This window comes from Pseudomonas sp. TMW22090 (assembly GCF_022496665.1).
GTDB lineage: Bacteria > Pseudomonadota > Gammaproteobacteria > Pseudomonadales > Pseudomonadaceae > Aquipseudomonas > Aquipseudomonas gregormendelii.
This window is the reverse complement of record NZ_SCFH01000001.1, coordinates 469,817-490,288: the sequence shown is the minus strand read 5'-3', so window position 1 is coordinate 490,288 and position 20,472 is coordinate 469,817. Positions and strand designations below refer to the sequence as shown.

15 protein-coding genes and 1 pseudogene are annotated in these 20,472 nt (G+C 61.5%); 10 read left to right on the top strand and 6 right to left on the bottom strand.

What is annotated here, in order from left to right:
* Positions 1 to 69 precede the first annotated feature (69 nt).
* The 8 genes from EQV97_RS02280 (at position 70) to EQV97_RS02245 (ending at position 11,557) form a co-directional block, all read left to right on the top strand.
* Positions 70 to 1,938, top strand: a complete 1,869-nt coding sequence (locus EQV97_RS02280; protein ID WP_122840620.1) for an extracellular solute-binding protein — start codon at positions 70 to 72, stop codon at positions 1,936 to 1,938.
* Positions 1,938 to 2,999, top strand: a complete 1,062-nt coding sequence (locus EQV97_RS02275; RefSeq protein ID WP_225569932.1) for a microcin C ABC transporter permease YejB — start codon at positions 1,938 to 1,940, stop codon at positions 2,997 to 2,999. The genes EQV97_RS02280 and EQV97_RS02275 overlap by 1 nt, the downstream gene beginning before the upstream one ends.
* On the top strand, positions 2,999 to 4,021 hold the full coding sequence (locus EQV97_RS02270; RefSeq protein WP_122840622.1) for an ABC transporter permease: 1,023 nt from the start codon (positions 2,999 to 3,001) through the stop codon (positions 4,019 to 4,021). The genes EQV97_RS02275 and EQV97_RS02270 overlap by 1 nt, the downstream gene beginning before the upstream one ends.
* A gap of 16 nt (positions 4,022 to 4,037) precedes the next feature.
* Positions 4,038 to 5,621, top strand: a complete 1,584-nt coding sequence (locus EQV97_RS02265; protein WP_240888300.1) for an ABC transporter ATP-binding protein — start codon at positions 4,038 to 4,040, stop codon at positions 5,619 to 5,621.
* The gene (locus EQV97_RS02260) at positions 5,618 to 7,036 is read left to right on the top strand and encodes a sigma 54-interacting transcriptional regulator (protein ID WP_122840624.1); all 1,419 of its coding nucleotides are present in this window, start codon (positions 5,618 to 5,620) and stop codon (positions 7,034 to 7,036) included. The genes EQV97_RS02265 and EQV97_RS02260 overlap by 4 nt, the downstream gene beginning before the upstream one ends.
* A gap of 292 nt (positions 7,037 to 7,328) precedes the next feature.
* Positions 7,329 to 8,720, top strand: a complete 1,392-nt coding sequence (locus EQV97_RS02255; RefSeq protein WP_045057562.1) for a GntP family permease — start codon at positions 7,329 to 7,331, stop codon at positions 8,718 to 8,720.
* 7 nt (positions 8,721 to 8,727) lie between these two features.
* Complete coding sequence (locus EQV97_RS02250) at positions 8,728 to 9,501, top strand: 3-hydroxybutyrate dehydrogenase (RefSeq protein WP_122840625.1); 774 nt, start codon at positions 8,728 to 8,730, stop codon at positions 9,499 to 9,501.
* Positions 9,502 to 9,601: 100 nt separating this feature from the next.
* Positions 9,602 to 11,557 (top strand): acetoacetate--CoA ligase, encoded by a 1,956-nt coding sequence (locus EQV97_RS02245; protein WP_240888299.1) that lies wholly within the window; start codon positions 9,602 to 9,604, stop codon positions 11,555 to 11,557.
* Between the two features lie 40 nt (positions 11,558 to 11,597).
* On the opposite strand, the gene EQV97_RS02240 is transcribed toward EQV97_RS02245, so the two are convergent.
* Positions 11,598 to 12,707, bottom strand: coding sequence for a PilT/PilU family type 4a pilus ATPase (locus EQV97_RS02240; RefSeq protein ID WP_122840694.1), 1,110 nt, complete (start codon positions 12,705 to 12,707; stop codon positions 11,598 to 11,600).
* Positions 12,708 to 12,826: 119 nt separating this feature from the next.
* On the opposite strand from EQV97_RS02240, the gene EQV97_RS02235 reads away from it, so the two are divergent.
* Together EQV97_RS02235 and EQV97_RS02230 are read left to right on the top strand one after the other, a co-directional pair.
* Entirely contained in the window at positions 12,827 to 15,364 is a 2,538-nt protein-coding gene (locus tag EQV97_RS02235) for a PAS domain-containing protein (protein WP_240888298.1), read from the top strand.
* A gap of 66 nt (positions 15,365 to 15,430) precedes the next feature.
* A complete protein-coding gene (locus EQV97_RS02230; protein WP_007898282.1) occupies positions 15,431 to 15,706 on the top strand; it encodes a peptidylprolyl isomerase in 276 nt (91 codons plus the stop codon).
* Positions 15,707 to 15,761: 55 nt separating this feature from the next.
* Here EQV97_RS02230 and EQV97_RS02225 read toward each other — a convergent pair whose 3' ends face one another.
* The 5 genes and pseudogenes from EQV97_RS02225 to EQV97_RS02205 form a co-directional block, all read right to left on the bottom strand.
* Positions 15,762 to 16,979: an amino acid deaminase gene (locus tag EQV97_RS02225; protein WP_240888297.1), complete on the bottom strand. Its 1,218-nt coding sequence runs from the start codon at positions 16,977 to 16,979 to the stop codon at positions 15,762 to 15,764.
* Between the two features lie 59 nt (positions 16,980 to 17,038).
* Positions 17,039 to 17,428, bottom strand: coding sequence for a RidA family protein (locus EQV97_RS02220; protein ID WP_225569927.1), 390 nt, complete (start codon positions 17,426 to 17,428; stop codon positions 17,039 to 17,041).
* A gap of 163 nt (positions 17,429 to 17,591) precedes the next feature.
* On the bottom strand, positions 17,592 to 19,151 hold the full coding sequence (locus EQV97_RS02215) for a TerC family protein (protein WP_240888296.1): 1,560 nt from the start codon (positions 19,149 to 19,151) through the stop codon (positions 17,592 to 17,594).
* 256 nt (positions 19,152 to 19,407) lie between these two features.
* Positions 19,408 to 19,500 (bottom strand): annotated as a pseudogene (locus tag EQV97_RS02210) (outer membrane lipoprotein carrier protein LolA); the annotation flags it as partial.
* Positions 19,475 to 20,371 carry a LysR substrate-binding domain-containing protein gene (locus EQV97_RS02205; protein ID WP_122840631.1) on the bottom strand — a complete coding sequence of 299 codons (897 nt, stop codon included), beginning with the start codon at positions 20,369 to 20,371 and terminating at the stop codon, positions 19,475 to 19,477. The gene EQV97_RS02205 and the pseudogene EQV97_RS02210, both read right to left, overlap by 26 nt.
* Positions 20,372 to 20,472 lie beyond the last annotated feature (101 nt).

Sequence of the window (20,472 nt, the reverse complement as noted above, 5' to 3'; positions counted from 1 at the left end):
TCGGCTGGCGAGGGATGCGCCGCTAGCGTACAAATTACGGTTATCGACCGCCCGGCTCTAAGGCTGACAATGCGACTGGCTTTCCCTACTGTGTTATTCACTGCCGTGGCCCTGTTGTTTGGCGCCGCCGGTGTGAATGCAGCACCGCAACATGCGCTGACCGTATACGGCGAACCGGCCAAGTATCCTGCCGGCTTCAGCCACTTTGCCTACACCAATCCCCTGGCCCCAAAAGGCGGCACCTTGCGCCGTTCGGCGGTCGAGATCGGTCACTTCGATCACATGCTGCCCTACATTGACAAAGGCATCGGTGTCACGCAGATCGACGGCATGCTCTACTCGCCCCTGGCCCAGCGCTCGATGGATGAGCCCTACACCGTGTATGGCCTGGTGGCGCAACAAATGGAACGCTCGGATGACGGCCTGTCCCTGCGCTTCTACCTGAACCCGAAAGCGCGTTTCGCCGATGGCACGCCCATCACTGCCGAAGACGTGCGCTATACCTTCGACCTGCTGATGACCCAGGGCAGCCTGCGCTATCGCAGCCAGTTCGCCGACGTCAAAGGGGTGGAGATCGAATCGCCGCTGACGGTTCGGTTCGATTTCAAGAGTAACGAGAACCGCACCCTGCCCCTGGACATCGCTACCCTGCCGGTGTTTCCCGAGCACTGGTGGAAGACTCGCGACTTCGCGGGTGGTGGCGGCTACGAGGCACCCCTGGGCAGTGGCCCCTACAGGGTCGGCAAAGTCGATGCCGGGCGCAGCATCACGTTCGAACGCAACCCCGACTGGTGGGGCAAGGACTTGCCGGTGAGCCGTGGGCTGTACAATTTCGACCATTTCAGCATCGAGTATTTTGGTGATACCGACGTGGCGCGGCAGGTGCTGCGCGGCGGCGCCTATGACTACAACCGCGAGTTCTCCGCCACGGGTTACTCCATTGGTTATGACAGCCCCGCCCTGCGCGACGGCCGCTTGCAAAAAGCCCACCTGGCGACCCAGGCACCGCAACCGAGCCAGGGTTTCGTGTTCAATTTGCAAAACCCGATGTTCCAGGATCGGCGCACCCGCCAGGCACTGGCCATGCTCTGGGATTTCGAATGGAGCAACCGGCAGATGATGCGCAACCTGTACATCCGCCAGCAGAGCTTCTTTTCCAACACCGAACTCGCCGCCCGGCATCTGCCGGACGCTGCGGAACTGGCGATACTCGAGCCGTTGCGCGGGCAGATACCCGACGAGGTGTTCACCCAGGTGTTCGAAGCGCCGAAAACCGATGGCAGCGGGGTCATCCGCGACAAACAGCTGCAGGCCCTGGCGCTGCTTGAGCAGGCCGGCTGGAAACCCGAGGGCGATCAACTGGTGAATGCCGAAGGCAAGCCGCTGAGCTTCACCTTCCTGGTCAGCCAGAACGGCATTGACCGCTTGCTGCTGCCTTACAAGCGCACGCTGAAGCAGATCGGCATCGACCTGAACATCCGCCGCATCGATGCCTCCCAGTACGTCAACCGTCTCATGAGCCGTGACTACGACATGATCGTCACCGGTTACCCGGTCACTACGTCGCCCGGTGGCGAGCTGCTCAACTATTTCGGCTCGGCCTCGGCCAACGACCCGGGCGCCAACAACTACATGGTGCTCAAGAACCCTGCGGTGGACAGTTTGGTGAGCGGCCTGATACGCGCCTCGACCAAGGCCGACATGCTGCGCTACGCCCACGCCCTGGACCGGGTGCTGCAGTGGAACTACTACTGGATTCCCAACTATTACCCGCCGGGCACTTCCACCGTCTGGTGGAACCGTTTCGGCATGCCCAACGAGCAGGCGAGCAATGACGAAGCCATCGAAAGCTGGTGGGAAATGAGCACCACGCCCCTGACCAACCAACAGATGACCGCCGAGCGCATCAGCCGCAGCAAACCCGGAGGGCCGCATTGATGTGGGCTTATACGTTACGGCGTCTGCTGCTGATCATTCCAACCCTGGTGATCATTCTGCTGGTCAACTTCGTCATCGTTCAGGCCGCACCTGGCGGCCCGGTCGAACAGGCCATTGCGCACCTGCAAGGCATCGGCGGCGCGAGTGTCGGCGGCGGTTCCGGCGATGCACCGTCGGGCAGTTCCCGGGCCAGTCGCGGGTTAGACCCGCAATTGATCAAGGAAATTGAAAAACAGTACGGTTTCGACAAACCGGCCCATGAGCGGCTATGGCTGATGCTCACCAGCTATGCACGACTGGACTTCGGCAAGAGCTTTTTCCGCGGCGCCACGGTCACCGACCTGATCCTGGAAAAGATGCCGGTGACCATTTCCCTGGGCCTCTGGGCCACGCTCATCACCTACCTGGTGTCGATCCCGCTGGGCATCCGCAAGGCGGTGCACCACGGCAGCCCATTCGATATCTGGAGCAGCACCGCGATCATCATCGGCTATGCGATGCCGGCGTTCCTGTTCGCGATGTTCCTGATCGTCATGTTCGCCGGTGGCACCTCACTGAACTGGTTTCCGGTGCGGGGCCTGGTCTCGGACAACTTCGAATCGCTGTCCACCGTGGGCAAGATCGCCGACTACTTCTGGCACCTGGTGCTACCGGTCACGGCGCTGGTCATTGGCGGGTTCGCCACCCTGACCATCCTGACCAAAAACTCCTTTCTCAACGAAATCACCCGCCAATACGTGGTCACCGCACGCGCCAAGGGCATGAGCGAACGCCGGGTGCTGTACGGCCATGTGTTTCGCAACGCCATGTTGCTGGTGGTTTCGGGCATTCCCCAGGCGTTCATCAGCGTGTTCTTCGCCGGCTCATTGCTGATCGAGGTGATCTTCTCCCTCGATGGCCTGGGCCGCATGAGTTACGAAGCCGCCGTCTCGAGGGACTACCCGGTGGTCTTCGGCTCCCTGTTCATCTTCACGCTGTTTGGCCTGCTGATCAAACTGATTGGCGACCTCTGCTACACCCTGGTCGACCCGCGTATCGACTTCGCCGCGAGGAACGCCTGATGTTCAAGCTCTCGCCGTTGGGTCGTCGGCGCTTCGAACGCTTTCGCAAAAATCGTCGCGGCTGGTGGTCGTTATGGCTGTTCATCGGTCTGTTCCTGCTGACCCTGGGCGGCGAACTGATCGCCAATGACAAACCGCTGGTGGTCAGCTACCAGGGCGAACTGTATTTCCCGGCCTTCAAGCGCCACACCGAACAGGAGTTCGGTGGGCAACTGCCATTCCAGGCTGATTACCGCAGCGACTATGTGCAGAAGCTGATTGAAAAAGATGGCGGCTGGATGCTGTTCCCGCCCATTCCCTTCAGCGCGGACACCCCTAACTACGACCTGAGCAAACCCGCCCCCAGCCCGCCTTCGAGCGAGAACTGGCTGGGCACTGACGACCAGGCTCGCGATGTGTTGGCCCGGGTGATTTTCGGTGCGCGGGTGTCGATTCTGTTCGCCTTGATGTTGACCGTGGTCAGTGCGTTCATCGGCATTGCCGCCGGCGCCTTGCAAGGTTATTACGGCGGTTGGGTCGACTTGCTCGGTCAGCGCTTGCTGGAGGTGTGGTCCGGGTTGCCGGTGCTGTACCTGCTGATCATTCTCTCGGGGTTCGTCGAGCCCAATTTCTGGTGGCTGCTGGGGATCATGGCGCTGTTCTCCTGGCTGGCCCTGGTGGACGTGGTGCGTGCCGAGTTCCTGCGCGGGCGCAACCTGGAATACGTCAAGGCTGCGCGAGCGCTGGGGCTGACCGATCGAAAGGTGATCGTGCGGCACATCTTGCCTAACGCCATGAATGCGACATTGAGCTATCTGCCGTTTATCCTGACCGGCGCCATCTCAACACTGACGGCCCTGGACTTCCTCGGTTTTGGCATGCCCGCCGGGAGTGCATCCCTGGGCGAACTGATTGGCCAGGGCAAACAGAACCTGCAGGCACCCTGGCTTGGGCTGACGGCGTTTTTCACCCTGGCACTGATTCTTTCCTTGCTGGTTTTTATCGGTGAGGCATTGCGCGATGCTTTTGATCCGCGATCTTGAATGACGGACCGTTGATATGAGTAACCTGATCGAAATCCGTGACCTCTGCGTGGCCTTCAGCGGCCAGACTGTGGTGCGCAATCTGTGCCTGGACATTCGCCCCGGCGAATGCCTGGCACTGGTAGGCGAGTCCGGCTCCGGCAAATCGGTGACCGCGCATTCGATCCTGCAACTGCTGCCCGAGACCGGCACCGATACCACCGGCAGCATCCGCTATCATGGCAAAGAGCTGCTCGGCGCCGACCCCAAGGTGCTGCGCGAATTGCGCGGCAACCGGATCGCGATGATCTTCCAGGAGCCGATGACGTCGCTCAATCCCCTGCACAGCATCGAGAAGCAGATCGGCGAAACGCTCCTGCTGCACAAGGGCCTGACCGGCAAACCGGCCCAGGCACGCATCCTCGAGCTTCTGCACCTGGTGGGCATTCAAAAACCTGCGGAGCGGCTCAAGGCCTACCCGCATCAACTGTCCGGGGGGCAACGGCAAAGGGTGATGATCGCCATGGCCCTGGCCTGCGAACCGCAACTGCTGATCGCTGACGAGCCCACCACCGCGCTCGACGTCACGGTGCAGCGCAAGATTCTGCTACTGCTCAAATCCCTGCAGCAGCGCCTGGGCATGTCCCTGTTGCTGATCAGCCACGATTTGAACCTGGTGCGCAGCATCGCCCAGCGCGTGTGCGTGATGAAGGCCGGGGAGATCGTCGAACAGGCGCCCTGCGAAACCCTGTTCAACGAACCGAAACACCCCTACAGCTGCGTCTTGTTGAATGCCGAGCCGGAAGGCGAAGCATTGCCCCGGGACGAGCGCGAGAATGTGCTGGAAGTCGATGACTTGAACGTCAAGTTCCTGCTCGGTAGCGGGCTGTTCCAGCGCAAGACCTACCTGCATGCCGTCGATGGCATCAGCCTGAACATTCAACGGGGCAAGACCCTGGGCATTGTCGGCGAGTCCGGTTCGGGCAAGTCGACATTGGGCCAGGCGATCCTGCGCCTGCTCGACTCAGAAGGCAGCATCCGCTTTCAGGGCGCGGCGCTGGACGGTCTCACGCAAAAACAGCTAAGGCCGTGGCGCAAGAAAATGCAGGTGGTGTTCCAGGACCCCTTCGGCAGCCTGAGCCCTCGTATGTCGGTGGCGCAGATCATCAGCGAAGGGCTCGAAGTGCATAGCCAACTGAGCGCTGATGAATGCCAGGCCGAGGTGATCCGGGCGCTGGAAGAAGTCGGCCTGGACCCGCAAAGCCGCCATCGTTATCCCCACGAGTTCTCAGGCGGCCAGCGCCAACGTATCGCCATTGCCCGGGCGCTGGTGCTGAAGCCGGCGCTGATCCTGCTGGACGAGCCGACCTCGGCACTGGACCGTACCGTGCAAAAACAAGTGGTCGCCCTGCTGCGTCAGCTCCAGGAAAAACATGGCCTGACGTACCTGTTCATCAGCCACGACCTGGCCGTCGTTCGCGCGCTGGCCCACGATATGATCGTGATCAAGGACGGCAAGGTGGTGGAGCGCGGGGCCAGCCATGAGGTGTTCGATTCGCCGCAGCATCCGTATACCAAGGAGTTGCTGGCAGCGGCGTTGCTTGGCGTGCCGGCATCATGAACACCACCGAAAGTCTCAAGGACTACCAGCGCGTGCGCCTGCTGGCGATCCGCTCGCTGTTCGAGATCATCGAGCAATCGAGCGAAGGCACGGTCATCGTCGACCGCGATGCCAACATCGTCTGGATGAACGAGCGCTACGCCCGCCGCTTTGGCCTGGAATCGGCTGAAGTGGCGATTGGCAAGCCATGCGAAAGCGTCATCCCCGGCAGTCTGCTGCGCGAGGTGGTGCGCACTGGCCGGCCGATCCTGCTCGATATGCAGGACACCCCCAAGGAGCCGCTGGTGGTCATGCGCCTGCCGATCCATGACGACACCGGTGTGGTGATCGGAGCGATCGGCTTTGCGCTGTTCGACGAGTTACGCAGCCTCTCGCCCATGCTCAAGCGCTACATGAGCATGCAAGAGGAACTGGCCTCGACCCGCTCGCTGCTGCGGGCACGCCAGAGCAAATACAACTTTGCCCACTTTATCGGCACCAGCACCGCGACTCTCGAAGTCAAGCGCCGTGCACGACGCGGTGCCAGCGCCGATTCTCCGGTGTTACTGCTCGGCGAAACCGGCACCGGCAAGGAGCTACTTGCCCAGGCGATCCACGGCGCATCACCCCGGGCCCACAAAGCCTTTGTCAGCATCAACAGCGCGGCCATCCCCGAAGCACTGCTGGAAGCCGAGTTCTTCGGCACCGCACCCGGTGCGTTCACCGGCGCAGATCGCAAGGGTCGCATCGGCAAGCTGCAATTGGCGCAAGGAGGCACGCTGTTCCTCGACGAGATAGGCGATATGCCCCTGCCCTTGCAGAGCAAGTTGCTGCGCGTGCTTCAGGAGAAGGAGTTCGAGCCAGTGGGCTCCAACGAAATGATCCAGAGCGACGTGCGCGTCATCGCGGCGACTTCCACGGATCTGGAAGCGGCGATCAAGCGCGGCGAGTTTCGTGCCGACCTGTATTACCGCCTCAATGTCTTGCCGATCCATGTGCCGCCGTTGCGTGATCGCCCAGGCGACCTGCCAGCCCTGAGCGAGGCGATCCTTGAAGAGCTGCGCAGCCAGCATGAACTCAACCACGAGGCCCTGGCGCTGTTGGCGCAACACGCCTGGCCGGGCAACATTCGCGAACTGCGCAATGTGCTGGAGCGGGCGGCATTGCTCAGTGATGATCTGATCCTCGATGCCGAGGAAATACGGGCGGCAATCGGCACGTTGACCCCGGTGGAGCGGGCGGCGCCACCGGTGATCGTGACAGCCGCGCATGAGACGTTCAGCCAGGCGCGGGAGCGTTTTGATCGACAACTGATTGAATCAGCCCTGGCGCAATGTAGCGGCAAGGTCATTGATGCGGCGGTGCTGCTGGGGTTGGGGCGGTCGACGTTGTACAAGAAGATGGTCGCTTTGGGGATTGCAGAGTCTCACTTATGAGACATTAGTCTCTATGGGTAGATAGGCCCTCACCGCGGGCAAGTCTCGCTCCCACAGGTGCGAGGCCTAACTCATCTTTTGCTGTCTCCAGGGTTCTGTGGGAGCAAGGCTTGCCCTCGATGGCGTCCGCCCAGCCGAAACGATTCTCCAATCAGAGACAAAAACCTTCACCCCATTCTCAATCAAACAATAATTTCGTTATATTTCAATGAGTTGTACCACTGGCACGAAACTCGCTATAGCGTCTCCTACCAAGCCTTACCCAAAAAAATAACAATTCAGGAGACACACCATGAGTGTGATCATCGCCTTGGCAGCCCTGGCGCTGCTAATGCTGGCCGCCTACCGCGGCTACAGCGTCATCCTCTTTGCCCCTATCGCCGCCCTCGGCGCCGTCCTGCTCACCGACCCTTCCGCCGTTGCACCTGCATTCACCGGCGTGTTCATGGAAAAAATGGTCGGCTTCATCAAACTGTACTTTCCGGTATTCCTGCTCGGCGCGGTGTTCGGCAAGCTGATCGAGCTGTCCGGCTTTTCGCGCTCTATCGTTGCCGCAGCGATCCGCATGCTCGGCACCCGCCAGGCGATGCTGGTGATTGTGATGGTGTGCGGGCTGCTGACGTATGGCGGCGTGTCGCTGTTTGTCGTAGTGTTCGCGGTCTACCCGTTCGCCGCCGAAATGTTCCGCCAGAGCAATATCCCCAAGCGCCTGATCCCGGCAACCATCGCCCTCGGTGCCTTTTCGTTCACCATGGACGCCCTGCCCGGCACTCCGCAAATCCAGAACATCATCCCCAGCACCTTCTTCAACACCACCGCATGGGCAGCGCCCTGGCTGGGATTGATCGGTTCCATATTCGTGGTGTGTGCCGGCATGCTGTTCCTGCAGCGCCAGCGCAACAAGGCCCAGCGCGCGGGCGAAGGCTATGGCACCGAGCTGCGCAACGAGCCGGAGACGGCCGAAGACATCAAGCTGCCAAACCCCTGGATCGCCCTGTCGCCATTGTTGGCCGTGGGCGTCATGAACCTGCTGTTCACCCACTGGATTCCCCAGTGGTACGGCAAGACCCATAGCCTTGCCCTGCCGGGCATGAGCGCACCGGTCACCACCGAAATCGCCAAGCTCACGGCGATCTGGGCGGTGCAGGCCGCCCTGCTGATCGGCATCCTCATGGTTCTGGCATTTGGCTTCAAGGCGATTCGCAGCAAGCTCGCCGAAGGCAGTAAAAGTGCTGTCAGCGGCGCACTGCTGGCGGCCATGAACACTGCCTCGGAATACGGTTTTGGCGCAGTGATCGCCTCGCTGCCGGGCTTTCTGGTATTGGCCGACTGGCTCAAGAACATCCCCAACCCCCTGGTCAACGAGGCGGTTACCGTGACCTTGCTCGCGGGGATTACCGGCTCGGCGTCCGGGGGCATGAGCATTGCCCTGGCGGCCATGTCAGAACAATTCATCAGCGCAGCCAATGCCGCCAACATTCCCCTGGAAGTGCTGCACCGGGTGGCCGCCATGGCCAGTGGCGGCATGGACACCTTGCCGCACAACGGCGCGGTGATCACCTTGCTGGCCGTTACCGGCCTGACGCACCGGGAAGCTTACAAAGACATTTTCTGTATTACGCTGATCAAGACCCTGGCGGTTTTCGTGGTGATCGGCACTTTCTACGCCACTGGCATTGTGTGAGGTATTCATGACCACTCTTTCGGGCAAGACCGCACTGGTTACCGGTTCCACCAGCGGCATTGGCCTGGGCATTGCCCTGAGCCTGGCCAAGGCCGGCGCCAACGTGGTGCTCAACGGCTTTGGCGATGCCACGGCAGTGATCACTCAGGTAGAGCAATTTGGCGGCAAGGTCGGCCATCATCCGGCTGATGTGAGCGATCCATCGCAGATCGCCGAGATGATCGCCTACGCCGAGCGCGAGTTCGGCGGTATCGACATTCTGGTGAACAATGCCGGCATCCAGCATGTCGCGGCCGTGGAGGATTTTCCCGTGGAGCGCTGGGACTCGATCATCGCGATCAATCTTTCGTCGGTGTTCCACAGTACTCGCCTGAGCCTGCCCGGCATGCGCGCGAAGAACTGGGGGCGGATCATCAACATCGCCTCGGTGCATGGCCAGGTGGGTTCCACTGGCAAGGCTGCGTATGTGGCCGCCAAGCATGGAGTCATTGGCTTGACCAAGGTGGTCGGCCTGGAAACCGCCACCACCGGGGTGACCTGCAACGCGATCTGCCCGGGCTGGGTGCTGACGCCGCTGGTGCAGAAACAGATCGATGATCGGATTGCCAAGGGCGTTGACCCGCAGCAGGCGCAGCATGATTTGCTGGCGGAGAAACAGCCATCTCTGGAGTTCGTCACGCCGCCGCAACTGGGTGAACTGGTGCTGTTCCTGTGCAGTGACGCGGGCAGCCAGGTGCGCGGGGCCGCTTGGAATATCGACGGTGGGTGGTTGGCTCAGTAGCCAGGCAGGGCCAAAGTCTGCTCCCTCAGGCGATATGCAAAACCTGTGGGAGCAAGGCTTGCCCACGATTGGATTTCAAAATAAAAAAAGAGGCCAGGCCATGTCCACCATCCTTTGGCAACCCGATGCCGACCGCATTGGCAAGACACGCATGGAAGCGTTTCGGCGCTTTATCAATCAACGCCATCACCTGCATGTCGATGACTACCCTGCCCTGCACCAATGGTCCATCGATCAGCGGGTGGACTTCTGGCAAGCCATTGTCGACTTTTTCGACATCCGCTTTCACGAGCAACCGGACTGCGTGCTGCTCGAAGGCGCACAGATGCCCAGTGCCCGGTGGTTCCCCGGCGCCACGCTGAACTTCGCCGAGCACCTCTTGCGGCGCCGCGATGATGCGGTGGCCGTGGTTGCCATCGCAGAAAACGGTCAGCGCGAACAGCTGACCTGGGCGCAACTCAGTGAACACGTCGCCGGATTGCAGAACAGCCTGAAGGCTGCCGGCGTCGGCCTGGGTGACCGGGTGGCCGCATGCATGCCCAATACCTGGCAAACCCTGGTGGCGATGCTCGCCACCACCAGCCTGGGGGCCATCTGGTCTTGCTCCTCACCTGACTTCGGCACCCAGGGCGTCATCGACCGCTTTGGCCAGATCGAACCAAAAGTGCTGATCACCTGCGCCGGATACCGCTACGCCGGCAAGGACATCGAGCAAACCGCCAAGGTCAATGAAATCCTCGAACGGCTGCCGTCCCTGCAACAGCTGATCGTTGTTCCTTACGCTCGGCCACAGGCGCGTGTCGACGACTTCCATACACCGGCCAATGTCAGCCTGTGGCAGGACTTCTACGAAGTCGGTGGCGAGCCTGATTTCATCTCCGTGCCTTTCGCTCACCCGCTCTACATCCTCTACTCCAGCGGCACCACCGGCGTACCCAAGTGCATCATCCACAGCACCGGTGGCGTGCTGCTGCAGCATGTGAAGGAGCATGGCCTGCATGCCGACCTGGGAGTCGGCGACCGGTTGTTCTACTACACCACCTGCGGCTGGATGATGTGGAATTGGCTGGTCTCGGCCCTGGCGGTGGGCAGCGCGGTGGTGCTGTACGACGGTTCGCCGTTCCATCCTGGTCCGGAACGCCTGGTCGACCTGATCGACGATGAACGCATCAGCGTCTTTGGCACCAGCCCGAAGTTTCTCGCGACTCTGGAAAGCAGCGGCCTGAAGCCCCGGCACAGCCACGACCTGGGCAGCCTGAAAACCCTCCTGTCCACGGGCTCGGCCTTGTCGCCGCAAAGCTACGACTACGTCTACCGCGACATCAAGAGCGACCTGTGCCTGGCCTCGATGTCTGGGGGCACCGACATCGTCTCGTGCTTCGTCATCGGCAACCCGCTATTGCCGGTGCGCCGTGGCGAAATGCAGGGCAAGAGCCTGGGCATGGCCATCGAAGTGTGGAACGACGAAGGCCAGCCGGTCATCGGCGAGAAAGGCGAGCTGGTGTGTACCCGGCATTTTCCGGCGATGCCGATCGGATTGTGGCATGACGCTGATGGCGAGAAACTGCGGGCCTCCTATTTCAGCCAGTTTCCCGGCGTGTGGGCCCAAGGCGACTACGCCGAGCAACTGGTACATGGCGCAATGATGATCCACGGCCGGTCGGACGCGGTACTCAACCCGGGCGGTGTTCGCATCGGAACGTCAGAGATCTATCGCCAGGTCGAAAAAGTCCCGCAGGTCGTGGACAGCGTGGCCATCGGTCAACAGTGGCAGGATGATGTGCGGGTGGTGCTGTTCGTGAAACTGCGCGAGGGAGTGTCGCTGGATGAAAGCCTGCAACAACAGATCCGCCAGATCATCCGCGCCAATACCACGCCACGGCATGTGCCGGCGAAGATTGTCGCGGTCACCGACATTCCTCGTACCATCAGCGGCAAAGTGGTGGAGTTGGCGGTAAGAAATGTCGTGCACGGGCAGCAGGTCAAAAACACCGACGCACTGGCCAATCCCGAGGCGCTGGAGCAATACCGCAACCGTCCGGAATTGCACAACTGACAAACCGGTCACGTAGGAAGATCGGCGCGCCGAGGTAGCATCAATCCACCAGCCCCCATTCGCCAGAGGCCGGCGCCGCCCCCGGCGTCACCTCCCCATGCAACTTCAGTCGCAAGCGCAGATTGTTCACTGAATCCGCATGCTTCAACGCCTCCTCCTCATCGATCGCCCCTTCGACCACCAGCCCGAACAGCGCGCCATCGAACGTCTGCATCCCTTGTTCGGCCGATTTTTCCATGATGCCTTTGAGCTCATCCAGCTCATTGCGCCGGATCAGGTCGGCGATGGTCGGCGTGCCCAGCATCACTTCCACCGCAGCCCGACGCTGGCCACTACGGCTGCGCACCAAGCGCTGGGAAACAAACGCCTTGAGGTTGTTGCCCAGGTCGTGCAGCAACTGGGGGCGGCGTTCGTCCGGGAAGAAATTGACGATGCGGTCCAGTGCCTGATTGGCGTTGTGGGCATGCAGCGTGGAAATCACCAGGTGCCCGGTGTCGGCAAATGCCAGGGCATGCTCCATGGTTTCGCGGTCGCGTATCTCGCCGATCAGTACCACGTCCGGGGCCTGGCGCAAGGTATTCTTCAGCGCGGCGTGAAAGCTGCGGGTATCGACCCCCACTTCGCGCTGGTTGATGATAGAACGCTTGTGGCGATGGATATATTCGACTGGGTCCTCGATCGTGATGATGTGCCCGCTGCTGTGGCGATTGCGGTAGTCGATCAACGCGGCCAGGGAAGTCGACTTGCCCGACCCGGTGGCGCCTACGAACAGCATCAGGCCTTGCTTGAGCATGATGGTATCAAGCAGCACCGCTGGCAGGTTGAGGTCTTCGAAGCGAGGAATGTCGAGCTTGATATTGCGCGCGACGATGGACACGTCGTTACGCTGTTTGAAAATATTGACGCGAAAGCGCCCCACCCCCGGCAACGAGATCGCCAGGTTCATCTCCAGCTCCCGATCGAACTCCAGGCGCTGTTCGGCGTCCATGATGGACGCGGCAATGGCGGCGATCTCTCCCGCCTTGAACGGTTGCTCGGCCAGTGCCTGCAATATCCCATCGAACCGGGCGCTGGGCGGCGCGCCTGTGGAGAGGTACAGATCGGAGCCGTTACGGCGGGCCAGCAGCGTTAACAGTGCATCGATTTCCATGGCAAAAAACACCCGCGAAGCATTCAATTGGACAGTATGACCCCAACAGGCCACCCAGCGTCTACCACCTTGCAAGCATAATAGACGCCGCCAGACCGACATTACTGCAGGACAATTTGATGAACGCATCACCGACCGGCAGCGATGCCCAGGCCTTGATCGCCCGCACCGACTGGAGCCGCAGTGCGCTGGGCGCTGCCAGCACCTGGCCGCAAAGCCTGCGAACGGCCGTGGACATCGTGCTTCATTCGCCCATGCCCATGCTGTTGCTGTGGGGGCCAGACCTCACGCAGATCTACAACGACGGGTTTGCCCTGCTGGCGGGCAGCAAACATCCCCATGCGTTTGGCCAACCGGCACATCAGGTCTGGCCCGAACTCAAGGACTTCACCGACCCGATCTATAGTGCAGTGCTGCAAGGCCAGGTGCGCACCTACAGCGAACAGCGCTTCACCTTGCAGCGTGACGGCGTTGATTCGGACTTCTGGCTGGACCTGACCTACAGCCCGATCCGCGACGAAGCCGCGCAGGTCGCCGGCATCCTGGTCACAGCCATTGAAACCAACGAGCGCCGGCGCATTGCCGTGGAGCTTGAACAGCGCTCGGCAGCCAGCCTCAAGGCCCAGCGCGAAACCGAAGAGCGCCTGCAGTTGGCACTCGCCGCGACAGACGCGGTTGGCACCTGGGACTGGGACATCAACGAAGACCACTTCATAGCCGACACCCACTTCGCCCAGTTGCACGGGGTCGATCCACTGCTGTCCAACCAGTTACCCATCACCGCCTATCTGCAAGGCGTACACCCTGAAGACCGGGCCACCGTCGCCCGGGGCATCAAGCACGCCATTACCCATGGCACTGAATACGCCGAGGAGTACCGACTGCTGCAGGCTGACGGCCAGGTGCGCTGGGTATTCGCCCGCGGGCGGTGCTACAAGGATCATCACGGCCGGCCGATCCGCTTCCTCGGCGCCGCCCTGGACCTGACCGAACGCAAACACACCGAGCAGGCCCTGCGCCAGAGCCAGACCGAGTTGCAGCTGATCATCAACGCCATGCCGATCCTGATCAGCTACGTGGATAGCGAGGAGCGCTTTCGCCTGAACAATGCCGCCTACCTCGACTGGTACGGCCGCACCCCCCAGGAACTGTACGGGCACACGATCCGCGAAGTGCTGGGCGAGGAAGCCTACGCGCTGCGCGCCACGCACATTGCCGACGCCCTGAGCGGCAAGACCTGCTGCTTCGGCATTGACACTCGCCACCGTGACGGCAGCTACCGGCATGCCTTGATGAACTACCTGCCGCGCCATGGAGCTGACGGTGCGGTGAACGGTTTCTACATTTTCGTGATTGACGAAACCGAGCGCAAAAACACCGAGGAGGCTCTGCGCAACCTCAATGAAACCCTGGAAGAGCGCGTGGCGGCCCGTACCCGGCAACTGGCCGAAACCAACCAGCGCCTGCAAAACGAAATGTTTGAACGCGAACGCGCCGAAGACGCCTTGCGCCATGCACAGAAGATGGAAGCGGTGGGTCAGCTCACCGGCGGCATTGCCCATGACTTCAACAACATGTTGACCGGGATCATCGGCAGCCTCGACCTCGTGCAACGCTACATCGCTGACGGGCGTGCCGCCGAGATCGGCCGGTTCACCGAAGCGGCCGTTTCGTCGGCCAACCGCGCCGCCGCCCTGACCCACCGCCTGCTGGCCTTCTCCCGACGCCAGTCGCTGGATCGCAAGCCGTTGAACGCCAACGACCTGGTCCACTCCCTGGAAGATCTGCTGCGCCGCACCAAAGGCGATCACATCGAGCTGCGCCTGCAGCTGACTGAAGACGCATGGCCGGTGAGCACCGACGTCAGCCAGCTGGAAAATGCCCTGCTAAACCTGGTGATCAACGCTCGCGATGCCATGCCGGACGGCGGTGAGCTGCTGATCGAGACCGCCAATGTCTACCTGGAAGACAGCCATATCACCACCCTGGAACCGCTCAAGGCCGGGGATTACCTGATGATCGCCGTCAGCGATAACGGCACCGGGATGACACCTTCGGTACTGGCCAAGGCCTTCGACCCGTTCTTTACCACCAAGCCGATTGGCCAGGGCACAGGCCTGGGCCTGTCGATGATCTACGGGTTTGCCCAGCAGTCCGGCGGGCATGTCCACATCGACAGCGTGCCGGGCCAGGGCACCTGCGTGCGCCTGTACCTGCCTCGCCTGCAAGACATGGAGCAGCCAGATACCCTGCTGCCCTTCACAGGCGAAGCGCCGGCGGCCAATGCCGGTGAGACCGTGGTACTGGTCGAGGATGATCCGGCGGTGCGCCTGCTGGTGCTGAACCTGCTCAAGGAGCTCGGTTACCAGGCCCATGAGGCTCGGGATGCGATCGAGGCCCTGCCCTTGCTGGAGTCGGACGCGCGGGTCGACCTGCTGGTGACCGATGTCGGCTTGCCGGGCATGAACGGACGGCAACTGGCGGAAATCGCCCGTCAGCGCCGGCCCGGCCTGAAGGTGCTGTTCATGACCGGTTACGCGGAAAAAGCCGCAGAACGCCAGGGCTTTCTAGAGCAAGGAATGGACATGGTAGCCAAGCCGTTTTCGATCGACCTGCTAGCCAACAAGATTCGCGCGATGCTCGGTCAACCGGGGTAAGTTGAGGCATAATCGCCCGCCCCGCGCTGGCACCCGCCCAGTCACCACCGTTGCAAGGTACTTCCAATGAAAGCCCAAGCCCGTCACATCCTGGTGAAAACCTCGGAAGAAGCCGAGCAGCTCAAACAGCGCATTGCCAAGGGCGAAGCCTTCGATGTGCTGGCCAAAAAGTACTCCACCTGCCCCTCCGGCAAACGCGGTGGTGACCTGGGTGAAGTGCGCCCCGGACAGATGGTCGGGGTGATAGACGCAGTGATTTTCAAGAAGCCATTGCGGGTGGTGCACGGGCCGATCAAGAGCAAGTTCGGTTATCACCTGGTGCAGGTGTTCTACCGGGATTGATCTAGCGGCATCATTTGCAGCCCATGCCCAGCCTCAGGCACCTCGGTCTTGACTGTTAAAAACAGGTTTCCATGGTCTCGATGACATTCAACTGCTCATCCACCAGACACCCTACCCGCCACTTGTCGAACGTCAGGCATGGATGGGAAGTGCCGAAGGAAATGATGTCCCCCACCCGCAGTTCAACCCCGGGCGCCACTGTCATGAACGCATGCTGGTCCATGACCGCAGTCACTTTGCAGGCACCCACGTCGTCGGCCACTGCAGGCACCACCCCCGGCTGGTAACGCCGCAACGGGACCGGCAGTCCGGCGTCATAGGCCACGTCGCGCTTGCCCAGGGCAATCACCGCAAACCCCGGCTCCGGCAGCGACTGCACGTGGGCCCAGACTTCCAGTGCCGGGCGCAGGCCTTCATGCAAGTCGCTGCGACGCTCGAGCACGCAGCACTGCGCCTCTTTGTAGATGCCGTGGTCGTGGGCCACATAGCTGCCAGGACGCAGCACATTGAGAAAGCGTCCGGCGGCATTCTGCGCCTCGAACGATTCGGCAATCAGGTCGTACCAGGCCGACCCCGAGGCCGTGATGATCGGCTTGGCGATGGCGAATGCGCCGCTGTCCTGCAACTGGACCGCCAGGCGCACCAGGGAGGTGGCGAACGCGCGGATTCCGCTCTCGGCATGATCACCGTGGATCACCCCTTCGTAGCCTTCGATACCGGTCAGTGCCAGTGCCGGTTGCGCACAGATGGCTTTGGCCAGATCAAGCACTTGCTGTTCGGTGCGGCAGCCACACCGGCCGCCGACCACGCCATATTCGATCATCACGTTCAGGCGCACACCGCGCGAGGCGAAGTAGGCACCGAGGTCGGCGACGTTATCCGGATGATCGACCATGCAGTGAAAATCAAAGCCCGGGTCTGCCAGCAGATCCGCGATCAACGCCATGTTCGGCGTGCCGACCAGTTGATTGGCCATCAGTATCCGCCGCACGCCATGGGCGTAACCTGCACGGGCCTGGGTTGCGCTGGCCAGGGTAATGCCCCAGGCGCCAGCATCCAGTTGGCGGCGAAACAAAGCCGGCGTCATGCTGGTCTTGCCATGGGGGGCGAGCTCGGCGCCGCTGTTGCGCACAAAATCCTGCATCCAGCGAATGTTGTGTTCCAGCGCTTCCCGGTGCAAAACCAGGGCCGGCAGGCTGACGTCGCGCACCAGGCTGGCGCCGGTCGGGGCCGCACCTTTTTCCACGGCGACGTTGATTGGGGCAGTAGTCATGATCGAACTCCTCGGATTTCGCGACGTCACACAGCCGCTGTCCTGCATTCGGTGACGATTCAGGCTTTTTTCCTGTAGGCCACGCAATCGATCTCGACCTTGCAGTCGACCATCATGTTCGCCTGCACGCACGCCCGGGCCGGGGCATGTTCGGGGCTGAAGTACTCGGAAAACACCTTGTTGAAGCTCCAGAAATCCCGCGGGTCTTCCAGCCACACACCGGTACGAACCACGTCCTCCAGGCCATAACCGGCCTCTTCGAGGATCGCGACCAGATTCCTCATGGCCTGGTGAGTCTGCTCGACGATACCGCCGACGATAATCTCGCCATCCAGCGCCGGGACCTGGCCAGACACGTACAGCCAGCCATCGGCCTCCACGGCGCGGGCGAAGGGCCGCGGCTGGCCGCCGCCTGCAGTGCTGCCGGTGCCGTATCGAGTGATGCTCATGAATATTTCTCCTGGTCTGCATGCTGGGTGCGCCGATTCTGAATCGTGCGCCAGCTGAGAGATTAAATCGCAAGCAGGCTCGCTCCTACAGGAAATTGTGATCGGTCACAAAATCTGCGGGAGCGAGCCTGCTCGCAATGAGGCCTTCAAGGGCCCGGCAAGATTAAACGCTGCGAGGCACCAGCAACACGCGCGTCACCCGGCGCTCCTCAACGGCCATCACGGTCATCTGCCAGCCGTCCCACTCATGGCTGTCACCAATCGCCGGCAGGCGATCCAGCACGCTCACTACCAGGCCGGCCAGGGTCTGATAGTCCTCGGTGGGTTCTGCCGCGAAACCGGTGCGCTGGCGCACCCGCATCAGGTTCAAGGCACCGCTGACGATGAACCCGCCATTGTCCTCGATCACGTCCGGGCCTTCGATTTCACTGGCGTCTGGCAACTCACCGGCAATCGATTCCAGGATGTCGGTCATGGTCAGCAAACCGACGAAGTCACCGAACTCATTGACCACGAAGGCAATGTGAGTCGAGGCCTTGCGCATCTGCTCCAGGGCATTGAGGATCGAATAGCTGTCCAGCAGGTTGATAGTCTTGCGCGCCAGGTGTTCCAGGTCCGGCTCGTTGCCGGCCAGGTATTCCTTGAGCAGTTCCTTCTTGTGCACGAAGCCCAGGGGCTCGTCCACCGCGCCGTCGCGAATCAGCGGCAGGCGCGAATAGGACGAGTGCATCAGCCGCGCACGAATGGCCTCGGCGTCATCCGCCAGGTCGATGTGATCAATGTCGGCACGGACCGTCATCAAGGTGCGGATCGGCCGCTCGGCCAACTGCAACACACCGCTGATCATCACCCGCTCGCGCCGGTCGAACAGCGCTTCACTCGGTGCCAGGCCATTGTCCAGCAGGTCGGCGATCTCGTCGTCGACCTCCTCCGCTGCCAGCGTGCGCCCGCCCAGCAAACGCATCACCGCATGCGCGGTGCGTTCGCGAATCGGCCGCACGCCCTGCATCGAACGTTTGCGACGAGCGCGGGCGATCTGGTTAAAGACTTCGATCAGGATCGAGAAGCCGATGGCCGCGTACAGGTAGCCCTTCGGAATATGGAAGCCCAGGCCTTCGGCGGTCAGCGCGAAGCCGATCATCATCAGGAAGCCCAGGCACAGCATGATCACTGTCGGGTGCGCGTTGACGAAGCGGGTCAGCGGCTTGCTGGCGACGATCATCAGGCCAATGGAAATGATCACGGCGATCATCATCACCGCCAGTTCATCAACCATACCCACGGCAGTGATCACCGCGTCCAGGGAGAACACCGCGTCGAGCACGACGATCTGCGCCACGATTGGCCAGAACATCGCGTAGGCCGTATTGGACGTGCGCTCGCCGACATGGCCCTCGAGCCGCTCGTGCAGTTCCATGGTGGCCTTGAACAGCAGGAATACACCACCGAACAACATGATCAGGTCGCGGCCGGAGAAGCTCTTGTCGAACACCTCGAACAGCGGCTGCGTCAGGGTCACCAGCCAGGAAATACTGGCCAGCAGGCCCAGGCGCATCAGCAGCGCCAGGGACAAACCGATGAGCCGGGCGCGGTCGCGCTGCTCCGGGGGCAGTTTGTCCGCCAGAATCGCGATAAACACCAGGTTATCGATACCCAGTACCAGTTCCAGCACAATCAGGGTCAACAGGCCCAGCCACGCGGTGGGATCAGCAATCCATTCCATGAAAATCTCTCTACCTCTTCAGTTGATTCAGAATGCCAGGCACGGCAAAGCTCGGCGCACAGGCCGTAAAAACGCTTGGGAAATGGATATCTGGGGGCGGAAGACGGGGTGTTTCGCGTGCATCAAGACAGCGCGGTGGCGCCGGGTGAGCGGGTAACTGGGAGGCTCCGAGAGGGTGTTCATGCAAATCCTGCAGGAAAATAGGATTTCAAGCGTACAGCGGAACGCGACCTTTCCTACACATGGAAATCATTACAAAATCTGTAGGAGCGAACTTGCTCGCGAAAAACCTGACTGCGCTGCAGGGTGACAGGCTTCCCGCGTTATCGTTGACGACCGTCGCGAGCAAGCTCGCTCCTACAACGAATCTGCTCGATGTACCGGCCCACAGCCGCAGATTTTTCAAATCGCCGATGGATCAAGGACAACCACGAACTCGCCTCACAGCCGTCAATCTGCCGATACCAGACCCCGGGCAAACCCACATGGCCGACCACCGATTCCGGCACTACGGCCACGCCCTGTCCCAGGGACACCAGTGCCAGCACCGCCACCAACCCGCCCGGTTGAGCCCCCAGTTTTGGAGCAAAGCCGCCCTCGGCAGCCACCTGCAACGTACCGCTGATCTGCTCGGGCAGAATAAAGGTCTCATCCTGCAGTTGCCTCGGGCTGATCACCGGCAACCGGCTTAGCCATGACTCGCCCGACACCGCCAGGACAAAACCTTCGGCATCCAGGCGCACAGCTTCCAGGCCGTCCGGCAAGGTCATGGGCGAGCGCACGTAACCGACGTCATATCGTCCATCCAGGACCATCGCCGGTAGGGCGGCCATCGGGCTTTCGCACACACCCACGCTGACGTCCGGATACTCGCGAGTGAAGGCCTGCACCTGTTTTTGCAGCAGCCCGGAATAGACTGCCGAGGCCACATATCCCAATTCAATGTGGCCGATGTCCCCGCGGCCGGCACGCCGGGCATTATTCTGCGCCGCCTCAAACTGGCGCACGGCAGCGTCCGCCTCGGGCATCAGCGCGACGCCGGCCTCGGTCAGGCTGACGTCACGTTGATGGCGATTAAACAGCCGGGTGCCTAGTTCGCTTTCCATATCCTGGATCTGCCGGCTCAAGGTCGGCGGTGCGATGCCCAGTTGCTCGGCGGCGCGGGTGAAGTTGCGCTGACGGGCGACGGCCAGGAAATAACGAAAATGGCGGATATCCATAGGCGTATTAGCTCAAAGGTAATGAAGTCGTGGCGCTCGCCTAACGCGGACGGCAGCTGGCAGCCATAAGCTTGAAGGACTTCCACCCTAGAGAACAACCG

Bases quoted from the DNA above. Each gene is read 5' to 3' on its own strand.
- EQV97_RS02250 (WP_122840625.1), top strand. From the start codon at position 8,728: ATGACCACTCTTTCGGGCAAGACCGCACTGGTTACCGGTTCCACCAGC.
- EQV97_RS02225 (WP_240888297.1), bottom strand. From the start codon at position 16,979: ATGACTACTGCCCCAATCAACGTCGCCGTGGAAAAAGGTGCGGCCCCG.
- EQV97_RS02235 (WP_240888298.1), top strand. From the start codon at position 12,827: ATGAACGCATCACCGACCGGCAGCGATGCCCAGGCCTTGATCGCCCGC.
- EQV97_RS02240 (WP_122840694.1), bottom strand. From the start codon at position 12,707: ATGGAAATCGATGCACTGTTAACGCTGCTGGCCCGCCGTAACGGCTCC.
- EQV97_RS02275 (WP_225569932.1), top strand. From the start codon at position 1,938: ATGTGGGCTTATACGTTACGGCGTCTGCTGCTGATCATTCCAACCCTG.
- EQV97_RS02265 (WP_240888300.1), top strand. From the start codon at position 4,038: ATGAGTAACCTGATCGAAATCCGTGACCTCTGCGTGGCCTTCAGCGGC.
- EQV97_RS02215 (WP_240888296.1), bottom strand. From the start codon at position 19,151: ATGGAATGGATTGCTGATCCCACCGCGTGGCTGGGCCTGTTGACCCTG.
- EQV97_RS02260 (WP_122840624.1), top strand. From the start codon at position 5,618: ATGAACACCACCGAAAGTCTCAAGGACTACCAGCGCGTGCGCCTGCTG.
- EQV97_RS02230 (WP_007898282.1), top strand. From the start codon at position 15,431: ATGAAAGCCCAAGCCCGTCACATCCTGGTGAAAACCTCGGAAGAAGCC.
- EQV97_RS02220 (WP_225569927.1), bottom strand. From the start codon at position 17,428: ATGAGCATCACTCGATACGGCACCGGCAGCACTGCAGGCGGCGGCCAG.
- EQV97_RS02245 (WP_240888299.1), top strand. From the start codon at position 9,602: ATGTCCACCATCCTTTGGCAACCCGATGCCGACCGCATTGGCAAGACA.
- EQV97_RS02270 (WP_122840622.1), top strand. From the start codon at position 2,999: ATGTTCAAGCTCTCGCCGTTGGGTCGTCGGCGCTTCGAACGCTTTCGC.
- EQV97_RS02205 (WP_122840631.1), bottom strand. From the start codon at position 20,371: ATGGATATCCGCCATTTTCGTTATTTCCTGGCCGTCGCCCGTCAGCGC.
- EQV97_RS02280 (WP_122840620.1), top strand. From the start codon at position 70: ATGCGACTGGCTTTCCCTACTGTGTTATTCACTGCCGTGGCCCTGTTG.
- EQV97_RS02255 (WP_045057562.1), top strand. From the start codon at position 7,329: ATGAGTGTGATCATCGCCTTGGCAGCCCTGGCGCTGCTAATGCTGGCC.